At 64.6% G+C, this 26,256-nt stretch carries 23 protein-coding genes and 1 pseudogene; 17 read left to right on the plus strand and 7 right to left on the minus strand.

All coding sequences use genetic code 11. The features are described 5' to 3' along the window. Window positions 1-81 precede the first annotated feature (81 nt). The 6 genes from FJW06_RS00175 to FJW06_RS00200 all read left to right on the plus strand — a co-directional run bounded on the left by FJW06_RS00175 (window position 82) and on the right by FJW06_RS00200 (window position 7,729). The gene (locus tag FJW06_RS00175) at window positions 82-543 is read left to right on the plus strand and encodes a DUF4126 domain-containing protein (protein WP_140746189.1); all 462 of its coding nucleotides are present in this window, start codon (window positions 82-84) and stop codon (window positions 541-543) included. Continuing rightward, window positions 540-1,916 carry an FAD-containing oxidoreductase gene (locus FJW06_RS00180; protein WP_140746192.1) on the plus strand — a complete coding sequence of 459 codons (1,377 nt, stop codon included), beginning with the start codon at window positions 540-542 and terminating at the stop codon, window positions 1,914-1,916. The genes FJW06_RS00175 and FJW06_RS00180 overlap by 4 nt, the downstream gene beginning before the upstream one ends. Window positions 1,917-2,030: 114 nt before the next feature. Next, complete coding sequence (locus FJW06_RS00185) at window positions 2,031-3,203, plus strand: MFS transporter (protein ID WP_140746195.1); 1,173 nt, start codon at window positions 2,031-2,033, stop codon at window positions 3,201-3,203. A 92-nt stretch (window positions 3,204-3,295) separates the two neighbouring features. Beyond that, the gene (locus FJW06_RS00190; protein WP_140746198.1) at window positions 3,296-4,351 is read left to right on the plus strand and encodes a succinylglutamate desuccinylase/aspartoacylase family protein; all 1,056 of its coding nucleotides are present in this window, start codon (window positions 3,296-3,298) and stop codon (window positions 4,349-4,351) included. Window positions 4,352-4,586: 235 nt separating this feature from the next. Beyond that, window positions 4,587-6,776 carry an anthranilate synthase gene (locus tag FJW06_RS00195; protein ID WP_140746201.1) on the plus strand — a complete coding sequence of 730 codons (2,190 nt, stop codon included), beginning with the start codon at window positions 4,587-4,589 and terminating at the stop codon, window positions 6,774-6,776. Between the two features lie 5 nt (window positions 6,777-6,781). After that, on the plus strand, window positions 6,782-7,729 hold the full coding sequence (locus tag FJW06_RS00200; protein WP_140746204.1) for a cation diffusion facilitator family transporter: 948 nt from the start codon (window positions 6,782-6,784) through the stop codon (window positions 7,727-7,729). 123 nt (window positions 7,730-7,852) lie between these two features. Here FJW06_RS00200 and FJW06_RS00205 read toward each other — a convergent pair whose 3' ends face one another. Then, window positions 7,853-8,941: a hypothetical protein gene (locus FJW06_RS00205; RefSeq protein ID WP_140746208.1), complete on the minus strand. Its 1,089-nt coding sequence runs from the start codon at window positions 8,939-8,941 to the stop codon at window positions 7,853-7,855. Window positions 8,942-9,040: 99 nt separating this feature from the next. Here FJW06_RS00205 and FJW06_RS00210 point away from each other — a divergent pair, with 99 nt between their 5' ends. From FJW06_RS00210 to FJW06_RS00230, 5 genes are all read left to right on the plus strand, one after another. Continuing rightward, a complete protein-coding gene (locus FJW06_RS00210; protein ID WP_140746211.1) occupies window positions 9,041-9,475 on the plus strand; it encodes a DsrE family protein in 435 nt (144 codons plus the stop codon). A gap of 72 nt (window positions 9,476-9,547) precedes the next feature. Next, window positions 9,548-10,321 (plus strand): SDR family oxidoreductase, encoded by a 774-nt coding sequence (locus FJW06_RS00215; RefSeq protein WP_140746214.1) that lies wholly within the window; start codon window positions 9,548-9,550, stop codon window positions 10,319-10,321. A gap of 52 nt (window positions 10,322-10,373) precedes the next feature. After that, complete coding sequence (locus tag FJW06_RS00220; protein WP_140746217.1) at window positions 10,374-10,685, plus strand: putative quinol monooxygenase; 312 nt, start codon at window positions 10,374-10,376, stop codon at window positions 10,683-10,685. A 68-nt stretch (window positions 10,686-10,753) separates the two neighbouring features. Then, the gene (locus FJW06_RS00225; RefSeq protein ID WP_140746220.1) at window positions 10,754-11,857 is read left to right on the plus strand and encodes an AbrB family transcriptional regulator; all 1,104 of its coding nucleotides are present in this window, start codon (window positions 10,754-10,756) and stop codon (window positions 11,855-11,857) included. A 35-nt stretch (window positions 11,858-11,892) separates the two neighbouring features. Beyond that, a complete protein-coding gene (locus FJW06_RS00230; RefSeq protein ID WP_140746223.1) occupies window positions 11,893-12,657 on the plus strand; it encodes an SDR family NAD(P)-dependent oxidoreductase in 765 nt (254 codons plus the stop codon). Here FJW06_RS00230 and FJW06_RS00235 read toward each other — a convergent pair whose 3' ends face one another. Next, the gene (locus tag FJW06_RS00235; protein ID WP_140746226.1) at window positions 12,658-13,563 is read right to left on the minus strand and encodes a LysR family transcriptional regulator; all 906 of its coding nucleotides are present in this window, start codon (window positions 13,561-13,563) and stop codon (window positions 12,658-12,660) included. Between the two features lie 144 nt (window positions 13,564-13,707). On the opposite strand from FJW06_RS00235, the gene FJW06_RS00240 reads away from it, so the two are divergent. Next, on the plus strand, window positions 13,708-15,243 hold the full coding sequence (locus FJW06_RS00240) for an MFS transporter (protein ID WP_140746229.1): 1,536 nt from the start codon (window positions 13,708-13,710) through the stop codon (window positions 15,241-15,243). A 121-nt stretch (window positions 15,244-15,364) separates the two neighbouring features. On the opposite strand, the gene FJW06_RS00245 is transcribed toward FJW06_RS00240, so the two are convergent. The 3 genes and pseudogenes from FJW06_RS00245 to FJW06_RS00255 form a co-directional block, all read right to left on the minus strand. Next, window positions 15,365-15,679, minus strand: coding sequence for a nuclear transport factor 2 family protein (locus tag FJW06_RS00245; protein ID WP_140746232.1), 315 nt, complete (start codon window positions 15,677-15,679; stop codon window positions 15,365-15,367). Next, window positions 15,679-16,456 (minus strand): annotated as a pseudogene (locus FJW06_RS00250) (alpha/beta hydrolase-fold protein). The gene FJW06_RS00245 and the pseudogene FJW06_RS00250 overlap by 1 nt, the downstream one beginning before the upstream one ends. 4 nt (window positions 16,457-16,460) lie before the next feature. Next, window positions 16,461-17,627, minus strand: coding sequence for an ATP-grasp domain-containing protein (locus FJW06_RS00255; RefSeq protein WP_140746235.1), 1,167 nt, complete (start codon window positions 17,625-17,627; stop codon window positions 16,461-16,463). 429 nt (window positions 17,628-18,056) lie between these two features. Between FJW06_RS00255 and leuA the strand changes: the two genes are divergently transcribed. From leuA to FJW06_RS00280, 4 genes are all read left to right on the plus strand, one after another. Beyond that, entirely contained in the window at window positions 18,057-19,793 is a 1,737-nt protein-coding gene (gene leuA, locus FJW06_RS00265; RefSeq protein WP_140746238.1) for a 2-isopropylmalate synthase, read from the plus strand. Between the two features lie 194 nt (window positions 19,794-19,987). Further along, on the plus strand, window positions 19,988-21,778 hold the full coding sequence (locus FJW06_RS00270; protein WP_140746241.1) for a hypothetical protein: 1,791 nt from the start codon (window positions 19,988-19,990) through the stop codon (window positions 21,776-21,778). Window positions 21,779-22,084: 306 nt separating this feature from the next. Beyond that, window positions 22,085-22,888, plus strand: coding sequence for an alpha/beta fold hydrolase (locus FJW06_RS00275; protein WP_140747643.1), 804 nt, complete (start codon window positions 22,085-22,087; stop codon window positions 22,886-22,888). 159 nt (window positions 22,889-23,047) lie between these two features. Continuing rightward, window positions 23,048-23,665: a hypothetical protein gene (locus FJW06_RS00280; RefSeq protein ID WP_140746244.1), complete on the plus strand. Its 618-nt coding sequence runs from the start codon at window positions 23,048-23,050 to the stop codon at window positions 23,663-23,665. Here FJW06_RS00280 and FJW06_RS00285 read toward each other — a convergent pair. Further along, complete coding sequence (locus FJW06_RS00285) at window positions 23,655-24,581, minus strand: metallophosphoesterase (RefSeq protein ID WP_140746247.1); 927 nt, start codon at window positions 24,579-24,581, stop codon at window positions 23,655-23,657. The genes FJW06_RS00280 and FJW06_RS00285 overlap by 11 nt on opposite strands. 170 nt (window positions 24,582-24,751) lie before the next feature. Between FJW06_RS00285 and FJW06_RS00290 the strand changes: the two genes are divergently transcribed. After that, window positions 24,752-25,255 (plus strand): NUDIX domain-containing protein, encoded by a 504-nt coding sequence (locus tag FJW06_RS00290; protein ID WP_140746250.1) that lies wholly within the window; start codon window positions 24,752-24,754, stop codon window positions 25,253-25,255. On the opposite strand, the gene FJW06_RS00295 is transcribed toward FJW06_RS00290, so the two are convergent. Beyond that, complete coding sequence (locus FJW06_RS00295) at window positions 25,256-26,242, minus strand: glutathione S-transferase family protein (protein WP_140746253.1); 987 nt, start codon at window positions 26,240-26,242, stop codon at window positions 25,256-25,258. Window positions 26,243-26,256: the final 14 nt, after the last annotated feature.

Genomic DNA, 26,256 nt, shown 5'->3' on the forward strand with positions numbered 1-26,256 from the left:
AAAGCCTCGTGGCCAAACGATCGGCTTATGCTAGCTTGCCATCACGGAACCGAGCGAGGTTCCGTGACGAGGGGGTCGATCATGCTTTACCTTCTTGCATTGATGATTGGCGTCGTCACCGGCCTTCGTGTCGGAACGGCGCTTGCCGTCACAGCCTGGGGTGCTTGGCTCGGCTGGCTGCCTGTCGCAAACACCTGGGCGAGCTTCATGGGCCACTGGATCGCCGTCGGCATCTTCACCGTCCTGGGAATAGTCGAGCTCATCGCCGATCAACTGCCGTCGACGCCGAGCCGCAAGGTGCCGCCGCAGTTCGGCACGCGTGTCGTCGTCGGCGCCTTCTGCGGCGCGGTCATCGGCGCGACCGCCGGCGCCACCATAGGCGGCCTGATCGCCGGCGCGGTCGGCGCGGTGATCGGCACGCTGGGCGGCGCGGAAGCGCGTGCGCGACTGACAGCGGCTTTCGGCAAGGATCCGCCCGCCGCCTTCATCGAGGACGCGGTGGCCATCGTCGGCGGACTGCTGATCGTGGCGGCGGTCGCATGAGCGCAAAGAGCTTCGACGCCATCGTCATTGGCGCCGGCCAGGCCGGGCCGCCATTGGCTGGCCGGCTCGAGGCCGCCGGCATGAAGGTCGCGCTGATCGAACGCAAGTTCATCGGAGGCACCTGCGTCAACACCGGCTGCATGCCGACCAAGGCGATGGTAGCGAGCGCCTATGCCGCGCATCTCGCCCGTCGCGCCGCCGACTACGGCGTCGCGCTCTCGGGTCCCGTCGGCGTGGACTACAAACGCATCAAGGCGCGCAAGGACAAGGTCACCAACGACGCTCGTGGCAATCTGGAAAAGTGGATTGGAGGCATGAAGGGCTGCACGCTCTATCGCGGCCATGCGCGTTTCGTCACCGCCGATACCGTGCGTGTCGGCGACGAGCTGCTCACCGCGCCGAAGATATTCCTCAACACCGGCGGCCGCGCCTCGGTGCCCAACCTGCCCGGCGTCAACGACGTGCCCTACCTCACCAACGCCTCGATGATGGATCTCGATGGGCTGCCCAGCCATCTGATCGTCGTCGGCGGCAGCTATATCTCGCTCGAATTCGCGCAGATGTTCCGCCGCTTCGGCTCCGAGGTCACGGTGATCGAAAAGGCGCCGCGGCTGACCGGCCGCGAGGACGAGGACACCTCCGCCGCCATCCTCTCCATCCTCGAGAACGAAGGCATCGCCGTTCATGTCGGCGCCGGCGACATCAGCTTCGCAAAACAAGGCAAGGAGATCGCCGTCACCTTCGCCGCCGGCAAGCCGGCGGCGGTCGGCTCGCATGTGCTGCTGGCTCTGGGTCGCACGCCCAACACCGACGATCTAGGCCTCGACAAGGCCGGCGTCGCGGTCGACCAGCGTGGCTACATCGTCGTCGACGACCAGTTGCGAACGAATGTACCCGGCATCTGGGCGATGGGCGACTGCAACGGCAAGGGCGCCTTCACCCACACTTCCTACAACGACTTCGAGATCGTCGCCGCCAACCTGCTCGACAACGATCCGCGCAAGGTCAGCGACCGTATTGAGGCCTACGCGCTCTACATCGACCCGCCGCTTGGACGCTGCGGCATGACGGAAGCCGCGGTGAAGAAATCCGGCCGCCGCGCGCTGGTCGGCCAGCGGCCGATGACGCGTGTCGGCCGCGCCGTCGAGAAGGGCGAGACGCAAGGCTTCATGAAGATCCTGGCCGATGCCGACACCGGCGAGATCCTCGGCTGCTCGGTGCTCGGTCCGGGCGGTGACGAGGCGATCCACTGCGTGCTCGACCTCATGTATGCCAAGGCGCCGATCTCGACGCTGGCGCGCGCCATGCACATCCATCCGACTGTCTCGGAGCTGCTGCCCACCATCGCCCAGGAGCTCAAGCCTCTGGGCTGAGATCCGCGGTAGCGTTCTCCCGTTTCTGCATTGCAGCGTTGCAACAATGGCGCTTGCGCGTCGGCATGTCTGCAGGACAGTTTCGATTTTGAACCGATTCAGTCCGGATATCCCATGCCGCTGCCGATCCTAGCGCTCGCCATTGCATCCTTCTGCATCGGCACCACGGAATTCGTCATTATGGGCCTGCTGCCGGAGGTGGCGGCGGATCTCGGCGTCTCGATCCCCTCCGCCGGCCTCCTGGTCACGGGCTACGCGCTGGGCGTCGTCTTCGGCGCGCCGATCGTCGCCATGGCGACCGCGCGCTTGCCGCGCAAGCCGGTGCTTGTCGGCCTCGCCGCCCTCTTCGTCATCGGCAACCTCTTCTGCGCCATCGCCCCGAACTACTGGCTGTTGATGGCGGCCCGCGTCTTCACCGCTTTCGGCCACGGCGCCTTCTTCGGCATCGGCTCCGTGGTCGCCGCGAGCCTCGTGCCGCGCAACAAGCGGGCGAGCGCCATTGCGCTGATGTTCGCCGGCCTGACGCTCTCCAACATCCTCGGCGTCCCCGCCGGTACGGCGCTGGGCGAAGCTTTCGGCTGGCGCGCCACTTTCCTCGCGGTCGTCGGCATCGGCCTCGTCTCGGTCGCCGCCATCGCCTGGCTGGTGCCGTCGGATGTCGCGGAACCCAGCGGCGGCGGCCTGGTCGGCGAATTGCGCGTGCTCTCCAAGCTGCAGGTCTGGCTGGCGATGCTGATCGCCTCGCTCGCCTCCGCCAGCCTGTTCGCCGTCTTCACCTACATCAAGCCTTACCTCACTGGCGTCTCCGGCCTGTCGACGGCGACCGTCACCTGGGTGCTGCTTCTCTTCGGCGCCGGCATGACCATCGGCAACATCATCGGCGGCAGGCTGGCGGACTGGAAGCTGATGCCGACGGTGATCGCCACGCTGCTCGCCATGGCCCTGCTGTTCGTCGTCTTCACCGGGCTCGGCACTATCGCAAGCGTGGCCGTGGCCATCGTCTTCCTGTGGGGCATGCTGATCTTCATCGTCGTGCCGCCTTTGCAGATCCGCGTCGTCGAGGCGGCCGCCGAAGGACCGAACCTGGCCGCCACGCTCAACCAGGGCGCCTTCAATGTCGGCAATGCCGGCGGCGCCTGGATCGGCGGCCTCGCTATCTCGTGGGGCGTGTCCTACGCCAACCTGCCGCTGGTCGGCGCGGCGCTCGCGCTTCTCGCCGTCGCTGTGGCCGTGCTGTCGCAGGCACTCGACCGCTCCACGACCCTGCAGCCGCAGCCGGCGGAATAGCGGCGTCTGCCCCGACAGCCGGGAGCGGCTGGACCACTCGACAGCCCGATTGCAAAAATGCATGGGTGAACCTCTTCACGCGGAGGTATCCCATGCAGAAGACGATCGAGCGCATCGCCGGCGACAGCGAAGGCGTCGCCTACGAATTCCCGGTCTTCCGCTTCGAGGGCAAGGACAAGGCGGCCCCATCCGCCTATCTGCAGGCCGCTCTCCATGCCGGCGAGCTGCCGGGCGTCGTCGCCATCGACGCGCTGATGCCGATGCTTGCTAAGGCGGAGGCCGAGGGCCGCATCAAGGGTCCGATCACCATCGTGCCCTGGGCCAACCCGATCGGCCGCGCGCAATATCATTTCGGTGAGCACCAGGGCCGCTTCAATCTCGGCACCCGCACCAACTTCAACCGCTCCTTCCCGCTGCTTGCCACACCCGACGCCAGGCTTCTGCCGGATGTCAGCCTGGGCGGCGCCGATCGCCGGTTGAAGAACCAGCTCGTCCAGCTGTCGCTCGGGCAGGACATCGTCCTCGACCTTCACTGCGACGACGAAGGCCTTGCCTATCTCTACATCCACACCAGCCTGTGGCCGCATATGGCCGACTGCGCGGCCGCCATGGGCGCCGAGGCCGTCCTGCTGTGGAGCGAGGACAACAGCGGCACCTTCGAAGGCGCCTCGATCATGCCCTACCAGAACGCGCCCGCAAGCGTCGCGCGCTTCGACCGCCGCGCTGTCACCACGGTGGAATATCGCGGCATACTCGATGTCGACGCCGACCTGGCGGCGTCCGATGCCGAGGGACTTTACCGTCTGCTGGTGACGCGTGGCGTTATCCAGGACTCGTCCGTACCGAAATTCGAGAGATTTTCCGGCCCTGTCGTGCCGCTGGAAAACATCGACATGATGCCCTCGCCCCGGGCCGGCGCGATCCTCTACGACGTCAAGCCCGGCGACCGCGTCGAGAAAGGTAACAGGTTGGCGACGATCGTCCATGCGCCCGGCGAGGCCGGCGGCCGCACGGAAGTGTTTGCCCCGCAATCGGGCTTCATCCTCACCCGCCGCTCACGTCGCATCATCCGCGCCGGCGAGGATATTCTGAAGCTCGCCGGCGACGCCAGGAGCAGCGACGCGCGCTCCGGGACGCTGGAAGACTGAGGCTGAGCGTTCGGCATCGGCGTGAAATCCAGTTGCATGGACCTCCATTCGCCGCTATGGGAGTCCCCATGAACATGCGTTCGAACAAGACCATTTGGTGGTGGGCTCGCTGACAGCGGCCTGTTCGTGCGTGTGCGCGTGAAAAAGAGGGTGGCCGCAGCGGAATGTCCGGGCGGCCATTTGTTTTTTAACGCCATTCCCGGGTCCGTTGCCCAAGACGCTGATGGAGACGGCAATGACGACTAAAGTTCTGGACAACGGGGCCGAGCGCTTCGTCACCGCGGGCGGCGTGACGATCACCCGCGAGCGGCACGACCGGCCCTATGAAGGCGCGATCGATGCCTATGTCGACGGTCTGAATTCGCGCCGTGGCGCCGTGTTCTCCTCCAACTACGAATATCCGGGCCGCTACACGCGCTGGGATACGGCCATCATCGATCCGCCGCTGGTGATTTCCGCGCGGGGACGCACGATGCGCATCGAAGCGCTGAACAAGCGCGGCGAAGTATTGCTGCCGGTGATCGGCAAGGCGCTTGGCGAACTCAGCGAAGTGACGGTCGTCGAAACCTCGAAGACGCTCATCCGCCTCGACGTCGCCAAACCAGGCCGCGTCTTCACCGAGGAGGAGCGCAGCCGCGTTCCGTCCGTCTTCACGGTGCTGCGCGCCATCACCGCTTTGTTCAAGACCGCCGAGGACGCCAATCTTGGACTCTACGGCGCCTTCGGCTACGACCTCGCCTTCCAGTTCGATCCGGTCGACTACAAGCTCGAGCGCAAGGAAAGCCAGCGCGACCTCGTGCTGTTCCTGCCCGACGAGATCCTCGTCGTCGACCATTATTCGACCAAGGCCTGGACCGACCGCTACGACTATTCCGGCGACGGCTTTTCGACCGAAGGCCTGGCCCGCGACGCCCAAGTCGAGCCGTTCAGGACCGCCGACCGCATCCCGCCGCGCGGCGACCATGAGCCCGGCGAATATGCCAACCTGGTGCGCCGGGCGATGGAGAGCTTCAAGCGCGGCGACCTGTTCGAGGTCGTGCCCGGACAGATGTTCTACGAGCGCTGCGAAACCCAGCCCTCCGACATCTCGCGCAAGCTGAAATCGATCAACCCCTCACCCTACTCCTTCTTCATCAATCTCGGCGAAAACGAATATCTGATCGGCGCCTCGCCGGAGATGTTCGTGCGCGTCAACGGCCGCCGCGTCGAGACCTGCCCGATCTCCGGCACCATCAAGCGCGGCGACGACGCCATTTCCGACAGCGAGCAGATCCTGAAGCTGCTCAACTCGAAGAAGGATGAGTCCGAGCTCACAATGTGCTCGGATGTCGATCGCAACGACAAGTCGCGCGTCTGCGACCCGGGTTCGGTGCGCGTCATCGGCCGCCGCCAGATCGAGATGTATTCGCGCCTGATCCACACCGTCGACCATATCGAGGGGCGGCTGCACGAAGGCATGGACGCCTTCGATGCCTTCCTGTCGCATGCCTGGGCGGTCACCGTCACCGGCGCGCCGAAACTGTGGGCCATGCGCTTCATCGAGCAGAACGAGAAGAGCCCGCGCGCCTGGTATGGCGGGGCGATCGGCATGGTCAACTTCAACGGCGACATGAACACCGGGCTCACCTTACGCACCATCCGCATCAAGGAGGGCATCGCCGAGGTGCGCGCCGGCGCTACCCTGCTCTTCGACAGCGTTCCCGAGGAAGAAGAAGCCGAAACCGAATTGAAGGCATCCGCCATGCTCTCCGCCATCCGCGACGCCAAGACCGGCAACGCCACCGGAACCGAGCGCACCACTGCGCGCGTCGGCGACGGCATCAACATCCTGCTCGTCGACCACGAGGACTCCTTCGTCCACACGCTCGCCAACTACTTCCGCCAGACCGGCGCTAACGTTTCCACCGTGCGCACCCCGGTGCCGGAAGAAGTCTTCGAGCGGCTGAAGCCCGATCTCGTCGTGCTGTCGCCCGGCCCGGGCACGCCGACGGATTTCGACTGCGCCGCCACCATCAAGAAGGCAAGGAGCCGCGACCTGCCGATCTTCGGCGTCTGCCTCGGCCTGCAGGCGCTTGCCGAAGCCTATGGCGGCGAGCTCAGGCAGTTGCACGTCCCGATGCATGGCAAGCCGTCGCGTATCCGCGTCTCCAAGCCCGGCATCATCTTCTCAGGGCTTCCCAAGGAAGTGACCGTCGGTCGCTATCACTCGATCTTCGCCGATCCCGTGCGCCTGCCCGACGGCTTCGTTGTCACCGCGGAGACTGAGGACGGCATCATCATGGCCTTCGAGCACCGCAAGGAGCCGATCGCGGCGGTGCAGTTCCACCCTGAATCGATCATGACGCTCGGTCACAATGCCGGCATGCGCATCATCGAGAACATCGTCGCGCATCTGCCGCGCAAGGCCAAGGAAAAGGCCGCTTAGGAACGATGACGGAAGCGCCGGACAGGACGACGGCCGCGGCCAAGGCCGCGACCAGGCAGAAGGTCGCAAGACTGGCCTTCTGGTCGATCGTCGTCGCCGGCGTGGTGCTCGCCCTCAAGCTTGCCGCCTGGTACATAACCGGCTCCGTCGCCCTCTATTCCGATGCGTTGGAATCGATCGTCAACGTGATTGCTTCGGCCGCCGCCTTCTGGGCGATCCAGGTCAGCTACAAGCCCGCCGACCAGGATCATCCCTTCGGTCATCACAAGGCCGAGTATTTCTCGGCCGTGCTCGAAGGGGTGCTGATCGTCGTCGCGGCGCTCCTGATCCTCAACGAGGTCTGGCGGTCCTGGCAGCACCCCGCGCCGCTTGAACAACCGTGGCAAGGCCTTGCCGTCAACGGCGCGGCCACTGTAATCAATGCGGTCTGGGCCTGGATGCTGATCCGCACCGGCCGGAACGCCAAGTCGCCGGCTCTGGTTGCCGACGGCCAGCACATCATGACCGACGTGGTGACCTCGATCGGCGTGTTCGGCGGCCTTGTCGGCGCAATCCTGACCGGCTGGCAGATCCTCGATCCGGCGCTCGCCGTCATCGTCGCGCTCAACATCCTGTGGCAGGGCTGGCATGTCATCGGCTCGTCGATGAACGGGCTGATGGACCGCGCCGTCGACAACCACGAGCACATGCAGATCCGCGACATCATCTCGGCCAATTCAAAGGGCGCGCTCGAGGTGCATGACCTGAAGACGCGCATCGCCGGCCGCGCCACCTTCATCGAGTTCCACCTGGTGGTCGACGCCGACATGACGGTCGGCGCCAGCCATGTCATCTGCGACCGCATCGAGGACGCGCTGAGGGCCGAGATTCCCTCGGTGCGCGTCACTATCCATGTCGAGCCGGACGACGAGGCGAAGCTGCCCAAAGGCACCACGGCGGTACCTTTCGCTTAGAGCAATTCCAGGAAAAGTGTGAGCGGTTTTCCGTTCGGAATTGCGTAAAAACAAAGAGATAGAGCAAAAAAATCGTCACCAGGGCGAAGCAGGAGCGAAGCTCCTGGAATGAAGAAGTGAACGTTAAGGCGCGCAGGCCGATTGCGGCATTGGCTGCAGCCGATAGACCTTGTCGTCGGACTTGGTCTTGCCGTTCGCCGCCTTCGAACAGAGATCGACGACCGCCACCGCATTGTTGGGGTTCGAGACCATCATCGTGCCGTTGGGGCCGCGCTTGAGGAAAATTTCCTTCTGCGAGATGTCGCAGGAAAAATCGCTCATCTTCGCGCTGGCCGAGCAGCGCCACTGGTCGGCCTCGCCCTGACAGGAATAGGTCTGCGTGATCTTGGCTCCCTTCTGCCTTGTCGTCACCGAAACGGCGATATCCGCGCCGTCGGGCCAGTTCACGGCATCGCCGCCGGCGGCGAAGGCGGCAAGCTCGATCGGCCCGCGGAAGACGCGGATCGATTGCGTCAGCTGGCCGGGATGCGACTTCAGGTGCGCGTCGTCGTAGTCGCGTCCGAAGCAGAAGGGCTGATCGGGCTTCAGCCGCACGCGCAGCGGATCGCCGAGCGCCGGATCGATCGGATCGATGCGCGCGAACTCCGCCTTGCAGCTGTCGGCCGGCATCGGCTCGAGCTTGAAATTGTCGTCCTCGCTGCCGAGCGCCTGCTTGTTGTATTCGGCCTTGCTCATCGATTCCGACGCGTCGGGATCGAGATAGATATCGGGCGACAGATCGGACAGAAGCAGCTTGCCCTTGTCATCGACCTTCAGCGAAGCCAGGGTGCGGTCGCAATCCATGCCGCAGCGGATGCCGCTCGACGGGTCGCCCGGATCGTTCTTGTTGCACCAGCCGCTTGCCCACTCCGGCTTCTTGGCGTCACGCGCCGTTGTCGTGAGGAAGCCGTTATGAGAGTTATCCTGGTTGGCGAGCGGCTCCTCGTTCGGCCGGCTGACCGGATCGTGGCCATAGTAGAAGAAGATGCGCGCCACCTTCTGATGCGGATGCGCCTTGAGATGGGCTGCGTCGTAGATGCGGCCGAAACAAGCGTCGGCGCCATTGGGACTGAGTTCTTTGAGGCTGAGAGCATTGTCGGCGCGCGCCGCGCCGGCAAGGGCAACGCAAAGCATAGCGCCCATGGTCCTCGCTACCATGGTCCTCGATGTCATGTGATCCTCCTCCCACCGACAGGACTTGGATATGCTAGTCTAGGAGTGCCGCCCGGGCCATGCAAAATCGTGCTGGCGGGCGGGCGAACGGAGGATAGGATGCTGCGCCGTGACATTTTTCGCGCCGGTCTCGCGGGCGCCGCAGGCCTTTTCGGCCTGAGCCGGGCAAATGCGACAACGGGTGAGGAAAGGCTGAAAGTCGCCTATCACCTCAGCGACGCGGACAAGGTCAACTTCGTCCTCGGCAACATCAAGAACCATTACGAAGGCACGGGCGGCAATGTCGATATCGTGCTTGTGGTGCACGGCCCGGCTCTGGCCGCCTTCAAAGCCAAGGGTGCTTCCGGCGCTGTTTCCAGCCGCTTTGCCGGCCTCGTCCGGCAGGGGCTCGTACCGCAAGCCTGCGGCAACACCCTGCATGGCATGGACATCACAGTGACCGATCTGCTTTCGGGCTTCCAGCTTGCCGAAAGGGGCGGCGTCGTGAAGCTCGCCGAACTGCAGCACCAGGGCTATGTCTATCTCAGGCCCTGAGCGCGACGATCCCCACTTGAACGCAAGGCCGGCAATGGCCTACGAAAGACGGCAACGCGGAGGCCGGCCGACATGACGACACTTGCCATCCCCGATCTTGCCGGAAAGACGGTGCTGGTCACCGGCGCTTCGACCGGCATCGGCGCGGCGCTCGCGCTGGCCTATGCCGGACAGAAATGCCGCGTCGCGCTACACTACAATTCAAGCCGCGACGCCGCAGAGAGGCTCGCCAAAACCATCGGCGACGACGGCGGCGAGGTTTATCTGACGCAGGGCGACTTCTCCGTTCCCGCCGATGTCGAGCGCGTGGTCGAGGAAAGTGCTCAGCATTTCGGCCGGCTCGACGGCCTGGTCAACAATGCCGGCGGCATGCTCGGCCGCGTCGCCTATGCAGATCAGGACGAGGCGCACTACGACGCCGTGATGGACCTCAACGCCCGCTCGGTGCTGACCGCCTCGCGCAAGGCGATCCCGTGGCTGAAGCGCCAGGGAGGCTTCATCATCAACACCACCTCGATCGCCGCGCGCAACGGCGCTGGCGGTGGCGCCGGCCTCTACGGGTCGTCCAAGGCCTTCGTTTCCAACGTGACGCGCGGCATGGCCAAGGAGCTGATCGGTTTCGGCATCCGCGTCAACGCCGTGGCGCCTGGCACCATCCTGACGCCCTTCCACGAACGCTATTCGAACGCCGAGCAGATCAAGGCCATGGTCGCCACCATTCCTCAAGGGCGCGCCGGAACGCCCGAGGACTGCGTCGGCGCCTATCTGTTCCTGTCGTCCGATCTGTTGAGCGGCTACATCATCGGCCAGGTGATCGAGGTCAATGGCGGCCAGTTGATGCCGTGAGCCGGCGATTGCATACTTGATGCGGCGTGCAATCTGGAGGGAGAGCAAGGGCATGTACGGACTGATCGGCAAGATGCGGGCGGCGCGCGGCCAGCGCGATACGGTCATGGACGTGCTGCGCGAAAGCACCACCGCGCTCCCCGGCTGCCTGAGCTACATCATCGCCACCGATCCGGCCGACGCCGACGCGATCTGGGTCACCGAAGTGTGGACCGACCAGGCGAGCCACAAGGCCTCGCTGCAATTGCCGGAAGTCCAGGCGGCGATCGCCAAGGCGCGTCCCTTCATCGCCGGCTTCGAATTCCAGATCGAGACCAATCCGGTCGGCGGCTTTGGATTGCCTGCGCCGGAACAGGCCGGCTGATTTCCCGGACGCGGATTTTTCCGCGAGAAGCGGGTTCGCATTGTCTGCGTCCCGTCTAAGGGCCCGATATGGACTCCTCGCCAGAGCAACCATCCCAGGATCAGCCGCCGACCGAGCGCATGGCGCGTCTGCGCCCGCCGCTACAGTGGCTGGTGCTTTTGGTGTTCTCGCTGCTCTTCGCCGGTGCGCTGGAGCTTGCCGCCCTGCCCGCGGCGCTTCTGATCGGCCCGATGCTTGCGGCGATCCTCGCCGGCACCAACGCGGCCACGGTGCGCGTGCCGCGACCGTTGTTCGGCTCCGCCCAGGCGATCGTCGGCTGCCTGATCGCCGGCTCGATCTCGGCCGACATCTTTCCGGTGCTCTATCACGAATGGCCGCTTTTCCTCGGCGTGGTGGTCGCGACCGTCGCCGCCTCCAGCCTGCTCGGCTGGCTGATCAGCCGCTGGCGCATCCTGCCCGGCACCACGGCGGTCTGGGGCTCCTCGCCCGGTGCCGCGACCGCCATGGTGCTGATGGCCGGTGCCTTCGGCGCCGATCAGCGTCTCGTCGCCTTCATGCAATATCTACGTGTCATCTTCGTCTCGATGACGGCCGCGCTCGTCGCTAAGATGTGGGTCGACACATCCGGCGTCGACGTGCCGCCGATCGTCTGGTTTCCGCCGATCGATGCCTTCGCCTTTACCGCCACGATCGGCATTGCGGCCGTTGGCGGCCTGGCCGGAAAGCTGGTCAGGCTGCCCTCGCCGTTCTTTCTCGGCACCTTCATCTTCGGCGCGGTGATCCATCTCGGCCTCGGCGTGCCGATGCAATTGCCGCCCTGGCTGCTGGCGATCAGCTACACCATGGTCGGCTGGTCGATCGGGCTGAACTTCACCCGGCCGATCCTGCGCCACGCGGCGCGCGCCCTGCCGCAGATCGTCGGCTCGATCGTCGCGCTGATCGCCTTTTGCGGCGGCATGGCCTTCGTCATCAGCCGCCTGCTCGGCATCGATCCGCTGACGGCTTACCTGGCGACCAGCCCGGGCGGCATGGACAGCGTGGCCATCATCGCGGCGGCGGCGCGGAACGTCGACATCTCCTTCGTCATGGCCTTGCAGTCTGCGCGCTTCCTGGTCGTGCTGCTCATTGGGCCAAGCGTAGCCAGACTGGTGGCGCGAAACGTCAAGGCCTGATTCGCGGTAATGCAAGGGGAGCAGAGGATTTGCCAATGAACCGTCGTCAGAATGCCGTCGATCTTTCCGGCCGCGTCGCCGTGGTGACGGGCGGCGCGCAAGGCATCGGACTTGCGGTCGCGCGACGCTTGTTGTCGTCGGGCGCCAGCGTCGCCATCTGGGACGTCGATCAGGCCGCAATGAGCAAAGCGGTCGCCGAGCTCGCTTCGCTCGGCCGCGTCGAGGCCCTCCTCTGTGACCAGTCGCAGATCGAGGCCGTCGATCGCGCCGCCGCCGAGACCGAGCGGACGCTCGGTCCCGTCGATCTCCTCGTCAACAATGCCGGCATTGCCGGGCCGGCGGCGACGGTGGTGGACTACGACCCCGCCGCCTGGCGCCAGATCGTCGATATCGACCTCAACGGCGTCTTCTACTGTTGCCGGCGCCTTGTGCCCGGAATGGTCGCGCGCAATTACGGCCGCATCGTCAACATCTCCTCGGTGGCCGGCAAGGAAGGCAACCCGAATGCCGCCGCCTATTCCGCCGCCAAGGCGGGCGTGCTGGCACTGACCAAATCGCTCGGCAAGGAGCTCGCCGGACACGACATCGCCGTCAACGCGCTGACGCCCTCGCCCGCCCGTACCCGCATCCTCGAGCAGCTCACCGAGGCGCAGGTCGCCTATATGCTCGGCAAAGTGCCACGCGGCCGCTTTGTCGAGGTCGAGGAGGCCGCCGCCATGGTCGTCTTCATGCTGTCGGACGAGAACTCCTTCACCACTGGCGCCACCTTCGATCTCTCCGGCGGACGCACCACCTACTGATCATCGCCGCGGGCTCTCTTCCCGCCCGACCGCAAGCCGTTCAGGTAGGAAATCGACGAAGACGCGGACCTTCGGCGAAAGATGGCGGTTGGACGGCCATAACATGCGGAACTGGCCGCGGCCGTCGACATGATCGTCGAGCACGGTGCGTAGCTTTCCCTCATGCAGCGCCTCCCGCACCAGGAAATCGGGCATGCAGGCGATGCCGAGACCGGCGATCGTGGCACCCTTCAAAGCCTCCATGTTGTTGCAGGTCAGCATCGAACGGATCTGCGGCGCGGCGCTCCCCGTGATGAACGGCCAGTCGAGCAGCCTGCCGCTGTTGAGGAAGCGGAAATGTATGCCGAAATGCGCCTCGAGATCGGCAGGCGTGGCGGGCGTGCCATGCCGATCGAGGTAGGAGGCGGCCGCGCACAAGATCATCCGAAAGGGCGCGACCGGTCTCGACACCAATCGTGAATCGGGCAGCTCGCCGCTGCGGATCGCGACGTCGATACCCTCTTCGATGACGTCGACGATGCGATCGTTGAAATCGATGTCGAGCTCGATTTCCGGGTATCGCGCCATGAATTCCGACAGCACCGGCAAAAGCAGATGATAGGTGACGATTGGGGTGGAGATGCGCAGTCGTCCGCGTGGCGTCTCGCGTGTCCGCGACAGCATCGCCTCCGCATCTTCGATATCGTCGAGGATGCGGCGCACGCGCTCGTTGAACAGCTTGCCCTCCTCGGTCAGGCCGATACGCCGCGTGCTGCGCTGCAGGAGCCGCACGCCAAGCTCCTGCTCGAGCCGGGCGACGCTCTTGCCGACGGCGGAAGCCGAGATGCCGAGTGCCCGTCCGGCGGTGACGAAGCTGCCAAGCTCGGCGGTGCGGGCGAAGGCAAGAAGGCCGTTGAGACGATCCATTGCTTGAATCCATTCGAGCGCTTCATTCCGGGATGACCGGAGATTTAATACTATTCCGCCGTAAATGTCGCCGCCCTATCTTGTCGTTGCGATCGGCGCCGTCAGCTGGCGGCACGCCGGCAACCCGCCTGAGATAGGAAATCCATGACTTCGATGACCAGGACCGGCCCGGCCGGCAGATGGCTTGTGCTGTTGTCGGTCTGCCTTGCCGCCATGACGATGCCGTTGAGCTTTACCGGTCCCGCCGTGGCGTTGTCCCGCATTGCCGCCGATCTCGGCGGCAGTCCGCTCGCCCTCAATTGGGTGACCAACGCCTTCATGTTGACCTTCGGCGCCGGCTTGATGGCGGCCGGAGCATTGGCCGACAATCGTGGACGAAAGCGGATCTTCCTTGCCGGCCTCGCCACCTATCTCTTTGCCGCGCTGGGCTGCATGCTGGCGCCCGGCATCGTCTGGTTCGACATGTTCAGGGCCCTGCAAGGCATTGGCGGCGCCGCCGCTTTCGCCGGCGGCGCCTCCGCGCTCGCGCAGGAGTTCGACGAGCAATCGCGATTGCGCGCCTTCAGCTTCCTCGGCACCAGCTTCGGCATCGGCCTTGCCTTCGGTCCCGTTGCCTCCGGGCTGCTCATCGACGCATTCGGCTGGCGCGCGATCTTTCTTCTCGTGGCGGTGCTTGGCACAGCCGCCGCCGCGCTCGGCCTGCGCACGATCGTCGAATCGCGCGACCCGGATGCAACCGGGCTCGACTGGGCGGGAGCCGGCACCTTCACCATCGCGCTCGCCGCACTGACCTGCGGCGTGCTGCGGGCGCCGCAGAGCGGCTGGGCCAATCCCTTCGTTATCGTGCTCCTCGGTGTGGCTGCCGTCTTCTTTGCCGCCTTCGTCATCGTCGAGCGGCGCGGGCGCCGGCCGATGCTGGACCTGACGCTGTTTCGCTTCCCGCGTTTCGTCGGCGTCCAGTTTTTGGCTGCGGCGCCTGCCTATGCCTTCGTCGTCCTGCTCGTGCTCTTGCCGATCCGCTTCATTGGCGTCGGGGGGATGAGCGAGATCAAGGCGGGGCAATTGATGATCTGCCTCTCCGGCCCGCTGCTGATCTTGCCGCTGCTGGCCGGCCAGGCGGCACGCCGGATCGCTCCGGCGACGATCTGCGGTGCGGGCCTCCTCGTCGCCGCGGCCGGCCTGGTCTGGCTGAGCCGCGTGCCCGCGGCGGGCAGCGCGCTGGTGGCCCCGCTGATCCTGATCGGCATCGGTATCGCCTTGCCTTGGGGGCTGATGGACGGGCTTGCGGTCAGCGTCGTGCCGAAGGAACGCGCCGGCATGGCGGTCGGCATCTTCAACACCACCCGCGTCGCCAGCGAAGGCGTGGCCCTGGCGATCGTCATGGCGACCTTGTCCGGTTTCACGGCCGCGCAGCTTAGCGCTCAAGGACTGGCCTCGCCTGCCGAAGCGACCGCGGCGGCGCAGCTGCTGGCAACCGGCAGTATGAGCGAAACGGTGCAACATCTGCACTTGGCCGGCGTCACTGCCCTGGTCCAAGCCTATGAGACGGCTTTCGACCGGTTGCTCGTCGTGCTGGCGACGATCACCGTGCTCACCGCCATCGTCGTCTTCCTCGGCTTGCGTCGCGGATCGGCGCCGGAACAAGACGTCGCTCCCGTCCCCGCCTGCCAGGAAGGTTAACCGAGGCCGAACCTGCGCCGGTCAGGGTCTTCGCCGGCCGGTCCGAGCTTGCCGCCACATGTGAGTGGCAACCGCCGCGCACTGACCGACGCCGCGCGGAAGACGCGCAATATGCCCCGGTTCAGCTGATGACCAAGCTTGCGATCCGGTCTCCGTCTAGCCTGAAGGCCATGTCGCCTTCGCCATTGAAGCCGTTGCCGGTCACGGCGACGCGGACATGATAGACGCCGTCGTGCAGCGCGACGCGCACGATGCGAAGGTTGGACTGCACGCCGATATTGTCCGACTGGTTCCACCGCGCGACGCCATCGCGGCCACGGAAATCGCGACCCCAGTCGCTCAAGAAAGCATCGTCGCTAAAGATAGCCAGAAAGGCTTCGCTATCGCCGGCGTTGGTGGTTTCGACAAAGCGGCGGATCGGATCGGGCGTGGCCATCAGTCCAGCCTGTGCATCAGATCGTCATCGAGCCAACGGCCGAAGAAATAGACAAGCTGCTTGTGCCACCACGGCCAGTCGTGGCTGACGTCGCCGCCCCAATAGTCGATCCAGGCGGGAATGGGATTTGTCGCGCAGCACCTGTTCCAGCTCGCGCGTCTCGACCAGCATGCGCTCTTCCCAGGCGCCCTGGCCGCAGCAGAAGATCAGCCTGAGCGCCCTGAGCCGCCCGAGCAGCTTCTGGTCGACGATGCCGGGCAGGTAGTCGAGCGGGGAGTTGAAATAGATGTTGCCTTCCAGCGCCCGGCCGAAGAAATCGCGGGCCGAATAGACACCCGACAGCGAGATCACGCCGCTCGCCAGCTCGGGAAAGCGGAAGACGAAGTTCGACGAGTGGTAGCCGCCCATCGAGCAGCCACAGAACAATGGCTTCAAGGTGCGGCCGCCATTGGACTTGGCGGCTACCGCCTGCAGCTCCGGCAGCGCCTCCTCGCGCACATAGCGGAAATAGGCTTCGTGGCGGGCGATGCGGTGCGCCGCGTCGGCATGCTTGTCGAAGAAGGATTCCGTATCGATGCCGTCGAGCGTGAAGAGCTGGATGCGGCCGGTGTCGATGAACTCGCCAAGTGCTGCGACCCCGCCGGAATCCTCGAACTGATAGAACCGTCCTTGCGAGGTCGGGAACACCACCACCGGCCGCCCGGCATGGCCGTAGCGCTTGTATTCCATGTCGCGGCCGAGATTGCGGGCATGGCCCTTGTGATAGGAGACGTCCATCGGCTCAGGCCTTTTCCGCGTGGATATAATCGACCGCCTGGCGCAGCGCCTTCGGATCTTTGGATCGCATCTGATAGGCGTAGTTGCCCATGGCGCGGCTGAAAACCTCTTCGATGGCCTGGTGATGGACGATCTTGTCGCCATGGGCGGCTAGCACGTCCGTATGGCTGTGCAAATAGTCGATATGGCGTTTGCGGCTGGCATAGGCGGTGAAATACTTACCCTTGTAAGGGCCGCCGGCCGCATCCTTGACCACCATGTCGGCCCAGGCTGCATAGACGTCGATGTCGAACGTGTAGTTGATGGCGTCCGTCATCCAGGCGCCGGGCGGGCGCATGTTGACCTCGAGCGCGATGATGCGCTTGTCCCTGGTCTCGAACAGCTCGATGTGGAAGAAGCGCTCGCGCACATCGAACGCCTTCAGGATCTTGCGGCCCGCTTCCTCGACCTCCGAGCTGATCTCGGGAAAGCAGGTGTAGCTCATATGGCGATCCTTGTTCACCGCCTCCATGATGCTCTGGTCGTAGCGGTGGCTCGCCGCCAGCACCACCTCGCCGTCGCGGTTGACCAGCCCGTCGAAGATCACCACCAGCCCCTCGATGAACTGCTCCATGACGAAGGTGACGCCCTCCGGCTTGTCACGGAAGAACTGGTCGAGCTCCCTGGCTTTGGAGATATTGAAGGTGTTCGAGGCGCCGGAGCCCGAATCCGGCTTGACCACGACCGGGTAGCCGACACGCCGGATGAAGGTCATGGCGCCGGCTCGGCCGGAGCATTTGCGCTGCGGGATGGTCTCGACGCCGCTCTTGCGAAAGAAGGCGCGCATGCGGCTCTTCCGCTTCAGATTTTTCACGAAATCGACCTTGGTGCCGTAGATGTTGAAATCGGTACGGATGTTGGCTTCGAGCTCCAGCCAATGCTCATTGAGCGACTCGAAGCGATCGATGCGGCCCCATTTGTGGATGAAATGCCCCATCGCCCGCAATACCGCGTCGTAATCTTCCATGTCGGTGACGCGGTAATATTCCGACAGCGCCGCCTTCAGCTTGTCGTTCAAAGCCTCGTAAGGCGCATCGCCGATGCCCAGCACCGTGGCGCCGGCCTTCTTCAGCCGGTCGCAGAAATCGGCGCCGTTGGCCGGAAAATGCGGTGAGAAGAACACGAAATTCATGGGCGACCCCCTCCCCGGAGCTTCGCTCGATAGCCAAGCCTTCAGGCCGAGTCTGGCGCATTTGCGAGGCGCGGGGAAGACATCAGCATCCGCGACGAGACCAGGCTCCATGCATTCGCCCCTGCGTCCCGCTTGCCTCCGCCGGGCCGCTCCTGTAAGAGAGCCGCCATGACCACGCGCGTCCGCTCCGTCGCTTCCTCTCGCCCCGGCTTTGCCGGCGAGACCGCGCGCGCGCTCGCTTCGACCCTGCTTCTTCTCGGCCTTATCGGCGATCGCCGGGTTCGCTGAAGGAGCGCCCGGCGGTCGTACCCGCCGCCTCAGGCGCATGCTCCTTGGCAAAATCACAACAAGCGAACAAAATTCTGGTAGAGGCGACGCTCGCCATCAATCCGCCCAAGGCGAACATGCGAGCCGCCCGGAGAAGAGACGATGAACGCACGAGAAGAAATCCGCGCCGGCGAGTCTGAAGGCAAGCATGCCGCTCAGGGCATGCCCAACGCGACCCGAAAATACCAACCCTATCCAACCGTCGGCCTTGCCGATCGCATTTGGCCCGACAAGGTTATCGACAAGGCGCCGATCTGGTGCTCGGTCGATCTGCGTGACGGCAACCAGGCGCTGATCGACCCGATGGGCCAGGAGCGCAAGGCGCGCATGCTGGCGCTCTTGCTCGACATGGGCTTCAAGGAGATCGAGATCGGTTTCCCATCTGCCTCGCAGACCGATTTCGACTTCGCCCGCTGGTGCATCGAGGAGGGCAATGTCCCCGATCATGTGGACCTGCAGGTGTTGGTGCAGTGTCGTCCGGAGCTCATCACACGCACCTTCGAGGCGCTGAAAGGCGCCAAGACTCCGATCGTGCACTTCTACAACTCGACCAGCGAATTGCAGCGCCGCGTCGTCTTCGAGAAGGACGTCGCCGGCATCAAGCGCATCGCCACCGATGCCGCCAAGATGATCACCGACATGGCCGCCAAGGCTGGCGGCGGCTACCGGTTCCAATATTCGCCGGAGAGCTTTCCAGGCACCGAGCTCGAAGTCGCGCTGGAAATCTGCAACGCCGTCACCGAGATCGTTCGGCCGACGCCCGACAACAAGCTGATCATCAACCTGCCCTCGACCGTCGAATCCTCGACGCCGAATGTCTACGCCGACCGTATCGAATGGATGATCCGGCACCTGGACAATCGCGACAACCTGATCATTTCGCTGCACCCGCACAACGACCGCGGCACCGGCGTCGCCGCAACCGAACTCGCCCTGATGGCCGGCGCCGACCGCGTCGAGGGAACGCTGTTCGGCAATGGCGAGCGGACCGGCAATGTCGATATCGTCAACCTGGCGCTCAACATGTACACGCAGGGCGTCGATCCGGAGCTCGACTGTTCCGACATCAACCGGATGAAGGACGTCTACGAGTATTCGAACCAGCTGAAGATTCCGGAGCGCCATCCTTATGTCGGCGAATTGGTCTACACGGCCTTCTCCGGCTCGCATCAGGACGCCATCAACAAGGGCATGAAGGCGCTGAAGAAGGCCAACACGCCGCTCTGGGAAGTGCCTTATCTGCCGATCGATCCGGCCGATGTCGGCCGCACCTACGAGGCGATCATCCGCATCAACTCGCAGTCGGGCAAGGGCGGCATCGCCTATGTGCTGCAGGCGGATTACGGCCTCAATCTGCCGCGCAACCTGCAGATCGAGTTCAGCCAGGCGATCCAGGCGATCACCGATGCGGAAGGCAAGGAAGTGCCTGCCAAGCGCATCCACGAACGCTTCCTCGAAACCTATGTTGACCAGCCCGGCGCGCGGCTGAAGTTCCTCGACCATCGCACCTTCCCCGATACCGAGATGAAGGGCCGGCGCACGGTCGAGGCGGATATCCTCGACAACGGCAAGGAAGTTACCATCACCGGGTCGGGCACCGGCCCGATCGACGGCTTCGTCGATGCGCTCTCGCGCCATGTCGGCGTCGACATGTCGGTGCTCGACTATTCAGAGCATTCCTTGCAGCGCGGCTCCAACGCCTCGGCCATCTCCTATGTCGAAATGGAATATCCGGGCGGCAAGCTGTTCGGCGCCGGCATCAACACCAACATCGTCGCCGCCTCGCTGGAGGCCGTTGTTTCGGCCGCCAACCGTATCATCGGCCGCAAAGCCGGCTGATCTGATCCAGTGATGAAGCGTGGCGCGGCCCAGCTTGCACCACGCTCAGCCACAGACGCGAGAGCTGGCATTCATTAACCGCCGGGGGAATTTCCGGTGGCTTACGCGATCGCATAATACAAGCATCCTTGTGCGCCGGTGCGAGCGTTATATGATCGCGTCCTAACCTGTGCCGACTTCGAGAGGATCGACACTTGGAGCATGCCCCGCCTGCCGCCCCCGCAGTGCGCGAGACATTGGAGCGACTGCTTGCCAGCGAAACGTTCGGACGTTCCGAGCGTGCTCGCACGCTGTTACGCTATCTGGTTGAACGCGAGCAGGCCGGCGAGGCGGACAGACTGAAGGGCGTTTCCATCGCCATGGACGTCTTCGGCAAGGACGGCGACTTCGACGCCTCCACCGATGCCGTGGTCAGGGTGCAGGCCGGTCGGCTGCGCGAGCTCCTGGACCAGTACTTCGCCAACGAAGGTATCGCCGAGCCGGTCCGCATCGCGATCCCGCGCGGGGGCTATGTCCCTTCCTACGAGCCGAACGCGATTCGGCTGCCTGGCAACGCCAGGCCCGCCTCCGACACCATCGCGCAGCGGTCCGACGCATCGGCCGAAGCCGCCCCGGCTGTGTCCGAGCATCTCGACAGCGCTGTGCCGGGCGAGCCTGCGATGCTGACGGCGCCGGCGGCACCCGCACAGTCGCTTACGCGGCAGCTGCGCTTCTTCTGGGCCGCCATGGTCCTGGTCATCGTCATGCTCGGCGTGCTCATCGCGCGTCAAGGCAATGCCTTCCTTGGCGACGGCGACACGATCGCATCGGCCGAAACGGCGGTCACGGCGAGCACGGCTGCCCAGTCGACGTTCGACTCCCTGCCGCTGATCTACATCGCGGTGAATGCCGACGGGCCGGAGGCGGCTCGCGTCGCGTCGTCGCTGCGCGCCGGCCTTGCCGGTTTCGACACCATCGATTTCATCGGCCGCGATGCGGATTCGGCGCGCAATCGGTCCGCCGATCCGATCAGTTTCGTTTTCGAAGTTGTTCCCGGACCCGCTGCCGGCGACGTCACGGTGGAGTTGCAGAGCGTCGCGACCGGGCGGGTTCTCCTGTCGCGCAACCTGACATCGGTCGAAAGCGCCCCTGGCGTGGTTGAAAGCAACATCGCCAGCCTCCTCACCTCGACCGTTCCCGCCTCTGGCGCGATCTACAGCTACATCGACCAGAGCGACATCCGGACCAACCAGATCGGATGCCTGGTGCTCGACGACCGCTATTTTCTCGATATGAGCGCCCAAACGCACGAGGCCGCGTATCGCTGCTTGGAGAAGCTGGTCAGGGAAGGCACCAAATCGTCGCTCGTCTACGCTGAGTTGGCCGCGCTTCATGGGGAGGCCGTCACCGCCCACTATCCGTATCCGCCGGAAGCGACGCTCGAAAAGGCCATGTCGCTTGCGCATCGCGCCGTCCAGATGGGGCCTATGAACCCGCACGCGCATCGCGCCCTCGGCTACCTCAACTCGCGCCTCGGCAACGCGGACGAAGCGATCCGCTTGACGCGCAAGGCCTACGAGCTCAATCCGTATGATCTCGGCATGGCCGCCGCCTATGGTTACGGGCTGATCTTCGCCGGCAAATATGACGAGGGAACGCCTATCCTGGGTCACGCGGTCGAAGCCTTCAGCGGCCATCCGACCTGGTGGGACTATGGCCTGTTCGTCGGCGCCTTCATGCAAGGCGATATGAAGAAGGCCGCGATCGCCAGCGAGTCGCTGCGCACGACGGCATCCAAGTCGCACTATCTGGCCGCGCGCCTGATCGGCGCCAAGATTTCAGGGCGCGACAAGCTCGCGGGCGAGCTAGCCAACGAACTCACCGCCAAGTTCCCGAACTTCGTCGCCGACCCGCGCGCGACATTCGTCGACCGCAAATACCCCGCCGACCTCACCGACCGGCTGGTGCAGTCCTTGCGGGCCGCCGGCATCGGCAACCCGAGCTAATCCAGCCCTGCGCCCGTGCTTGGGCCACGCGACCCCCAAGCACAAAAACAACGCACTTTGATCCGGCAGGTATTCAAGCATGTCCCCCGAAGTGGGAACCGGTTTCGGGATAAAGACCTGTGCAAAATCAAGACCTAAAGCGCATGGAGCGAATCTGAAGATCGCGGCGCGCTTTAGGACACGCTTGTGCCTCGAGCGCCTGACGGGCGTCGCGGTCGCAAAAATTTTACTGGCCATGGGGTTGGATCGGGAGCAATTCAGCCGCAATTTCTAATTGCTGCATGTCTTGTTCACCGCTCCATTTTCATGCTTCCATTCCCTTATGCCGTCGCGGGCGGCGCTGGTCCGAAGACGATCGTCTTCCTGCACGGCTTCGGAGCCTGCCGTGAGACTTGGCGTGACGTCATGGCATCGCTGGCGGCCGAAGCAAGACTGTTGGCCTATGACCTGCCTGGCCATGGGCAGTCCCTGGAATGCGAAGGCATGGGCGGTGCCAAGCCGGCCGCGCGGGCCATTCTCGCCGATCTGGCCGAGCGCCGGTTGGGTAAGGTCCATCTCGTCGGTCACTCCATGGGCGGCGCGATCGCGACATTGATGGCGCTTGCCGATCCCGGCCGGATTGCTTCGCTGACCTTGCTGGCACCCGGCGGTTTCGGCCCGGAAATCAATGCGGCCTTGCTGCGCCGCTATGCCGCCGCGACCGGCAGGAAAGAGGTCCGGGCCTGCCTTGCAGCCATGTCGGGCCCGCGCAGCGTGGCGCCTGACCATGCGGTCGATGCAATCTGCCGGATGCGCGAACGGACGGGCCAGTTGCAGACCTTGATCGATATGGCGGCCGCAATGACCAAGGATGACCGGCAAGGCGTTATTCCCGCAGCGCAACTGGATGCGCTCGATATGCCGGTGATGGTCGCCTGGGGAGCGGAGGATCCGCTCCTGCCTGTGGCGCAGACCGAGGCCCTGCCGCAGCATTTCCACCTGCATCATGTTCTTGACGCGGGTCATATGCTGGTCGAGGAGGCCCCGGCCCTGGTTGCCGAGATCGTACGTCGCAACACGCGACGGCGCGCCAGACGGTTGCGTCCACCGCTGGGCGCCGCGGCGGGTTGATTGCCGGGTGCCCTGCTGGGATTGGCTCTCCCGGACCGACCTCGAAAGCGTCCGTGGCGCGCTTCATGCGGACGGGGCGTTCGCGCCGCTCGTCGTCGCCAGTGCATTTTGTCGGCGACTGTGTTAACTCGCTGTTAACCAACAACGAGGCAGCCGCCCATGAAGGACGCAGGCGACAAGATCACTCCGATAGAGCCGTCGCGGAAGCTCTCGGATGCCATACGCGACGTCAAGAACGCGTTCGCCGACCGCGATGACGTGGTCGTCGACATGCGCGAGGCGCACCGCATGCGGCTCGATCTCTTGGCAACCGAGCTTGCGCCGGTCTTTGCCGATGTCCCGGCCGACATCGACAGCTTCGACTTTGCCGTCTCGTCGGGCCTGCAGCCGAGGCTATGGATCGACGCGGTGAGCCATGTCGCCATGGGACGCGACCGCCGCACCTACCGCTTCCTCAAGGATACGCGCGTCGGCCGTGTCGTGCTGGCAGAGACGACCGAGATGAAAGCCGTCGCCGATTCGGTGACGCGCTACGTGGCCGAACGGGTCGTCGAGCGGCAGCGCATGATGGAGGGCGGCATGGAAAGCGCCGTTCCCGGCCTGCATCGTCCCGTGGTACGGGAAGCGGAGCCGCCCATCCGATCCGAAAGCCGCCTCAATGGCTGGACGACCTTCTTCGCCGGCCTCGGCCTGATAGCCGCCGGTGCCCTTGTCGGTCTGGCGCTCTCGCTGGCGATGTTCTGGGATCGCATCGCGCACATGAGGATCAGCTTCTGACGAGTTCGCGGTCCTTTATGTCGAGATCCGTCGTTTGCAAATCCGAAGGCGGCAGCGCCGGCCCGGTCAGGCCGCGCCGCGTCAACCGCACGCGCCAGGCGCCCTTTTCGCCATCGATCTCGAACAGATTGTACTGAGCGGCCGGATGCTTGCCGCCCGGCGCCTGGCCCGCGGCGGCAACCCCGACCACGGGCACTTTGGCGCCGCGCGCGCCGATGCTGAACAAGGACGGCAGGTGCGAATGGCCGTGCAGGACGAGCTCCGCGCCATGCCGGCGAATGACCTTGTGAAAACGAGCGATGCCGAACAGCCGCTTATGTTGCTGGACGGCGCCGCGCACCGGCGGATGGTGGATCATGATGGCGCGGAACAGCCCTTGTTTAGCCGCGTCGTCGAGAACCTTGCCGAGCCGCTCGGCCTGTCCTTCCATGAAGAAACCGTTGGCCATGAAAGGCGCCGTGGCGCGCGCTGTGGTGACGCCGATCAGCGCAACTTTGCCGCGCACGCGCAGATACGGAAAGGAATTGCGGTCGACCGGACTGTTGACGCCGTCGCCCGTCATCCAGGGAGCCCACGCCCGGCAGACCTTGTCGAAGGCGCCCGGCACATAAGCGTCGTGATTGCCTGGCACCACGGAAACGTCGTGCGGCGATCCAAGCGTCTCCAGCCAGTGCTTCGCCATCTCGATCTCACCGTCGAGCGCCAGGTTGACGAGATCTCCGGTGACGGCGAGATGGTCCGGCGCGTTCGCCTTGATGTCGGCGACGATGGTGTCGATGACGGCGTCATGCATATGGCGGCGTCGGTTGCGCTGCCAGTTGACATAGCCCAGCACCCGCTTGGACGCGAGATCGCGATAGGTTACATCGGGTAGCGGTCCCAGATGAGCGTCGGAAATATGCGCGAGCCTGAACATGATCCCTTCTTAAGCGACGCCGGCGAGGCTTTCCACTCACCCTTTGCTGTTCGCCCAAGCAGGTTCCGCAAAAGTGTCCCACGGCTTTGCAGCCAGAATCTGCGAAAAATAATGAAGGCCAAGCAGATGTTCGTGGGGCAACCCGCGAATATCTGCTTGGGGATCGTCGCATGAACGACCGAGCCGATCCGGAAGAGGCGTTCCGCCAGACCGGCTGGCCGGGACTGCGGGCAAGGCTGTTCCATTTTTACTTCCTGCTGCGCCGCCCCATGACACTCGGCGTGCGCGGACTGGTTTACGATCGCGCCTCCAATTCCGTCTTCCTGATCCGCCACACCTATGTTCCAGGCTGGCAGTTGCCGGGCGGCGGCGTCGAGATCGGCGAGACGCTCGAGGAAGCACTGGCGCGCGAGCTGGCGGAGGAAGGCAACATCGCCCTGACGGCTCCGCCGGTACTGAAGTCGATGCATTTCAACCGCCGCTCCAGCAAGCGCGACCATGTCGGCCTTTATCTGATCGAAGCCTTCAGCCAGACCGCGCCGAAACGGCCGGACCATGAGATCGCCGAAGCGGGCTTCTTCCCGATCGACAGCTTGCCCGGGGGCACGACGCCGGCGACTCTCCGGCGGATTGGAGAGATTTTCGGCGGCGTACGTATCTCGGCTTACTGGTGATCACGCCGCCTTCCTGAACCTGTTCCGGTCATGCGGCGCGGCATAGTCGAGCTCCGGCCCCGCCGGAACGATCCCCGTCGGGTTGATCGATCTGTGGCTGCCGTAATAATGCGCCTTGATGTGATGCAGGTTGACCGTGCCCGAAACGCCGGGCACCTGGTAGAGATCACGCAGATAGTTCGACAGGTTCGGATAGTCGGCGATGCGGCGCAGATTGCATTTGAAGTGGCCGACATAGACCGGATCGAAGCGCACCAGCGTCGTGAACAGCCGCCAGTCCGCCTCGGTGATGCACTCGCCGGCCAGATAGCGTCGCTTCGAAAGCCGCTCTTCGATCGCATCGAGCGCCGCGAACAACTCGCCGAACGCTTCCTCATAGGCTTTCTGCGTGGTGGCGAAGCCGGCCCGGTAGACGCCGTTGTTGATCGCCGGATAGACCAGCGCGTTGATCTTGTCGATCTCCGCGCGCAGCGCCGCCGGATAGAAGTCGAGACCCGCGTCGCTCCATTCGTCGAAGGCCGAATTGAACATGCGGATGATCTCGGAGGACTCGTTGTTGACGATCGTCCTTTCCTGTTTGTCCCACAGAACCGGCACCGTTACACGGCCTGAATAGGCCGGGTCGGCCTTGGCATAGATCTGGTGCAGGAAATCGAGGCCGTAGAGCGTATCGCCAGTGGCGCCGTCCTCGGTTTTGAAGGTCCAGCCGTTTTCACCCATGAAATGGTGCACCACGGAGACGGAGATGATGCCCTCCAGCTTCTTGAGGGCACGGAAGATCAGCGTGCGATGCGCCCAGGGACAGGCGAGCGATACATACAGATGATAGCGGCCGGGTTCCGCCTTGAAGCCGCGCGTGCGCCCTTCCGCCGGCCTGCCGTCGCGCGTGATCCAGTCGCGCCATTGCGACTCCGTCCGCACGAAGCGTCCACCGCTGTCGGTGTTCGGCCCACGATCCTGCCATTTGCCTTCGATCAGCAATCCCACGCGAAAATCTCCTC

The organism is Mesorhizobium sp. B4-1-3, assembly GCF_006439355.1.
In the GTDB taxonomy this organism is placed as follows: Bacteria; Pseudomonadota; Alphaproteobacteria; order Rhizobiales; family Rhizobiaceae; genus Mesorhizobium.

What these genes read in the sequence shown, in the direction of transcription:
- FJW06_RS00175 (WP_140746189.1), top strand. Translation starts at nt 82, where the DNA reads ATGCTTTACCTTCTTGCATTGATGATTGGCGTCGTCACCGGCCTTCGT.
- FJW06_RS00180 (WP_140746192.1), top strand. Translation starts at nt 540, where the DNA reads ATGAGCGCAAAGAGCTTCGACGCCATCGTCATTGGCGCCGGCCAGGCC.
- FJW06_RS00185 (WP_140746195.1), top strand. Translation starts at nt 2,031, where the DNA reads ATGCCGCTGCCGATCCTAGCGCTCGCCATTGCATCCTTCTGCATCGGC.
- FJW06_RS00190 (WP_140746198.1), top strand. Translation starts at nt 3,296, where the DNA reads ATGCAGAAGACGATCGAGCGCATCGCCGGCGACAGCGAAGGCGTCGCC.
- FJW06_RS00195 (WP_140746201.1), top strand. Translation starts at nt 4,587, where the DNA reads ATGACGACTAAAGTTCTGGACAACGGGGCCGAGCGCTTCGTCACCGCG.
- FJW06_RS00200 (WP_140746204.1), top strand. Translation starts at nt 6,782, where the DNA reads ATGACGGAAGCGCCGGACAGGACGACGGCCGCGGCCAAGGCCGCGACC.
- FJW06_RS00205 (WP_140746208.1), bottom strand. Translation starts at nt 8,941, where the DNA reads ATGACATCGAGGACCATGGTAGCGAGGACCATGGGCGCTATGCTTTGC.
- FJW06_RS00210 (WP_140746211.1), top strand. Translation starts at nt 9,041, where the DNA reads ATGCTGCGCCGTGACATTTTTCGCGCCGGTCTCGCGGGCGCCGCAGGC.
- FJW06_RS00215 (WP_140746214.1), top strand. Translation starts at nt 9,548, where the DNA reads ATGACGACACTTGCCATCCCCGATCTTGCCGGAAAGACGGTGCTGGTC.
- FJW06_RS00220 (WP_140746217.1), top strand. Translation starts at nt 10,374, where the DNA reads ATGTACGGACTGATCGGCAAGATGCGGGCGGCGCGCGGCCAGCGCGAT.
- FJW06_RS00225 (WP_140746220.1), top strand. Translation starts at nt 10,754, where the DNA reads ATGGACTCCTCGCCAGAGCAACCATCCCAGGATCAGCCGCCGACCGAG.
- FJW06_RS00230 (WP_140746223.1), top strand. Translation starts at nt 11,893, where the DNA reads ATGAACCGTCGTCAGAATGCCGTCGATCTTTCCGGCCGCGTCGCCGTG.
- FJW06_RS00235 (WP_140746226.1), bottom strand. Translation starts at nt 13,563, where the DNA reads ATGGATCGTCTCAACGGCCTTCTTGCCTTCGCCCGCACCGCCGAGCTT.
- FJW06_RS00240 (WP_140746229.1), top strand. Translation starts at nt 13,708, where the DNA reads ATGACTTCGATGACCAGGACCGGCCCGGCCGGCAGATGGCTTGTGCTG.
- FJW06_RS00245 (WP_140746232.1), bottom strand. Translation starts at nt 15,679, where the DNA reads ATGGCCACGCCCGATCCGATCCGCCGCTTTGTCGAAACCACCAACGCC.
- FJW06_RS00255 (WP_140746235.1), bottom strand. Translation starts at nt 17,627, where the DNA reads ATGAATTTCGTGTTCTTCTCACCGCATTTTCCGGCCAACGGCGCCGAT.
- leuA (WP_140746238.1), top strand. Translation starts at nt 18,057, where the DNA reads ATGAACGCACGAGAAGAAATCCGCGCCGGCGAGTCTGAAGGCAAGCAT.
- FJW06_RS00275 (WP_140747643.1), top strand. Translation starts at nt 22,085, where the DNA reads ATGCTTCCATTCCCTTATGCCGTCGCGGGCGGCGCTGGTCCGAAGACG.
- FJW06_RS00280 (WP_140746244.1), top strand. Translation starts at nt 23,048, where the DNA reads ATGAAGGACGCAGGCGACAAGATCACTCCGATAGAGCCGTCGCGGAAG.
- FJW06_RS00285 (WP_140746247.1), bottom strand. Translation starts at nt 24,581, where the DNA reads ATGTTCAGGCTCGCGCATATTTCCGACGCTCATCTGGGACCGCTACCC.
- FJW06_RS00290 (WP_140746250.1), top strand. Translation starts at nt 24,752, where the DNA reads ATGAACGACCGAGCCGATCCGGAAGAGGCGTTCCGCCAGACCGGCTGG.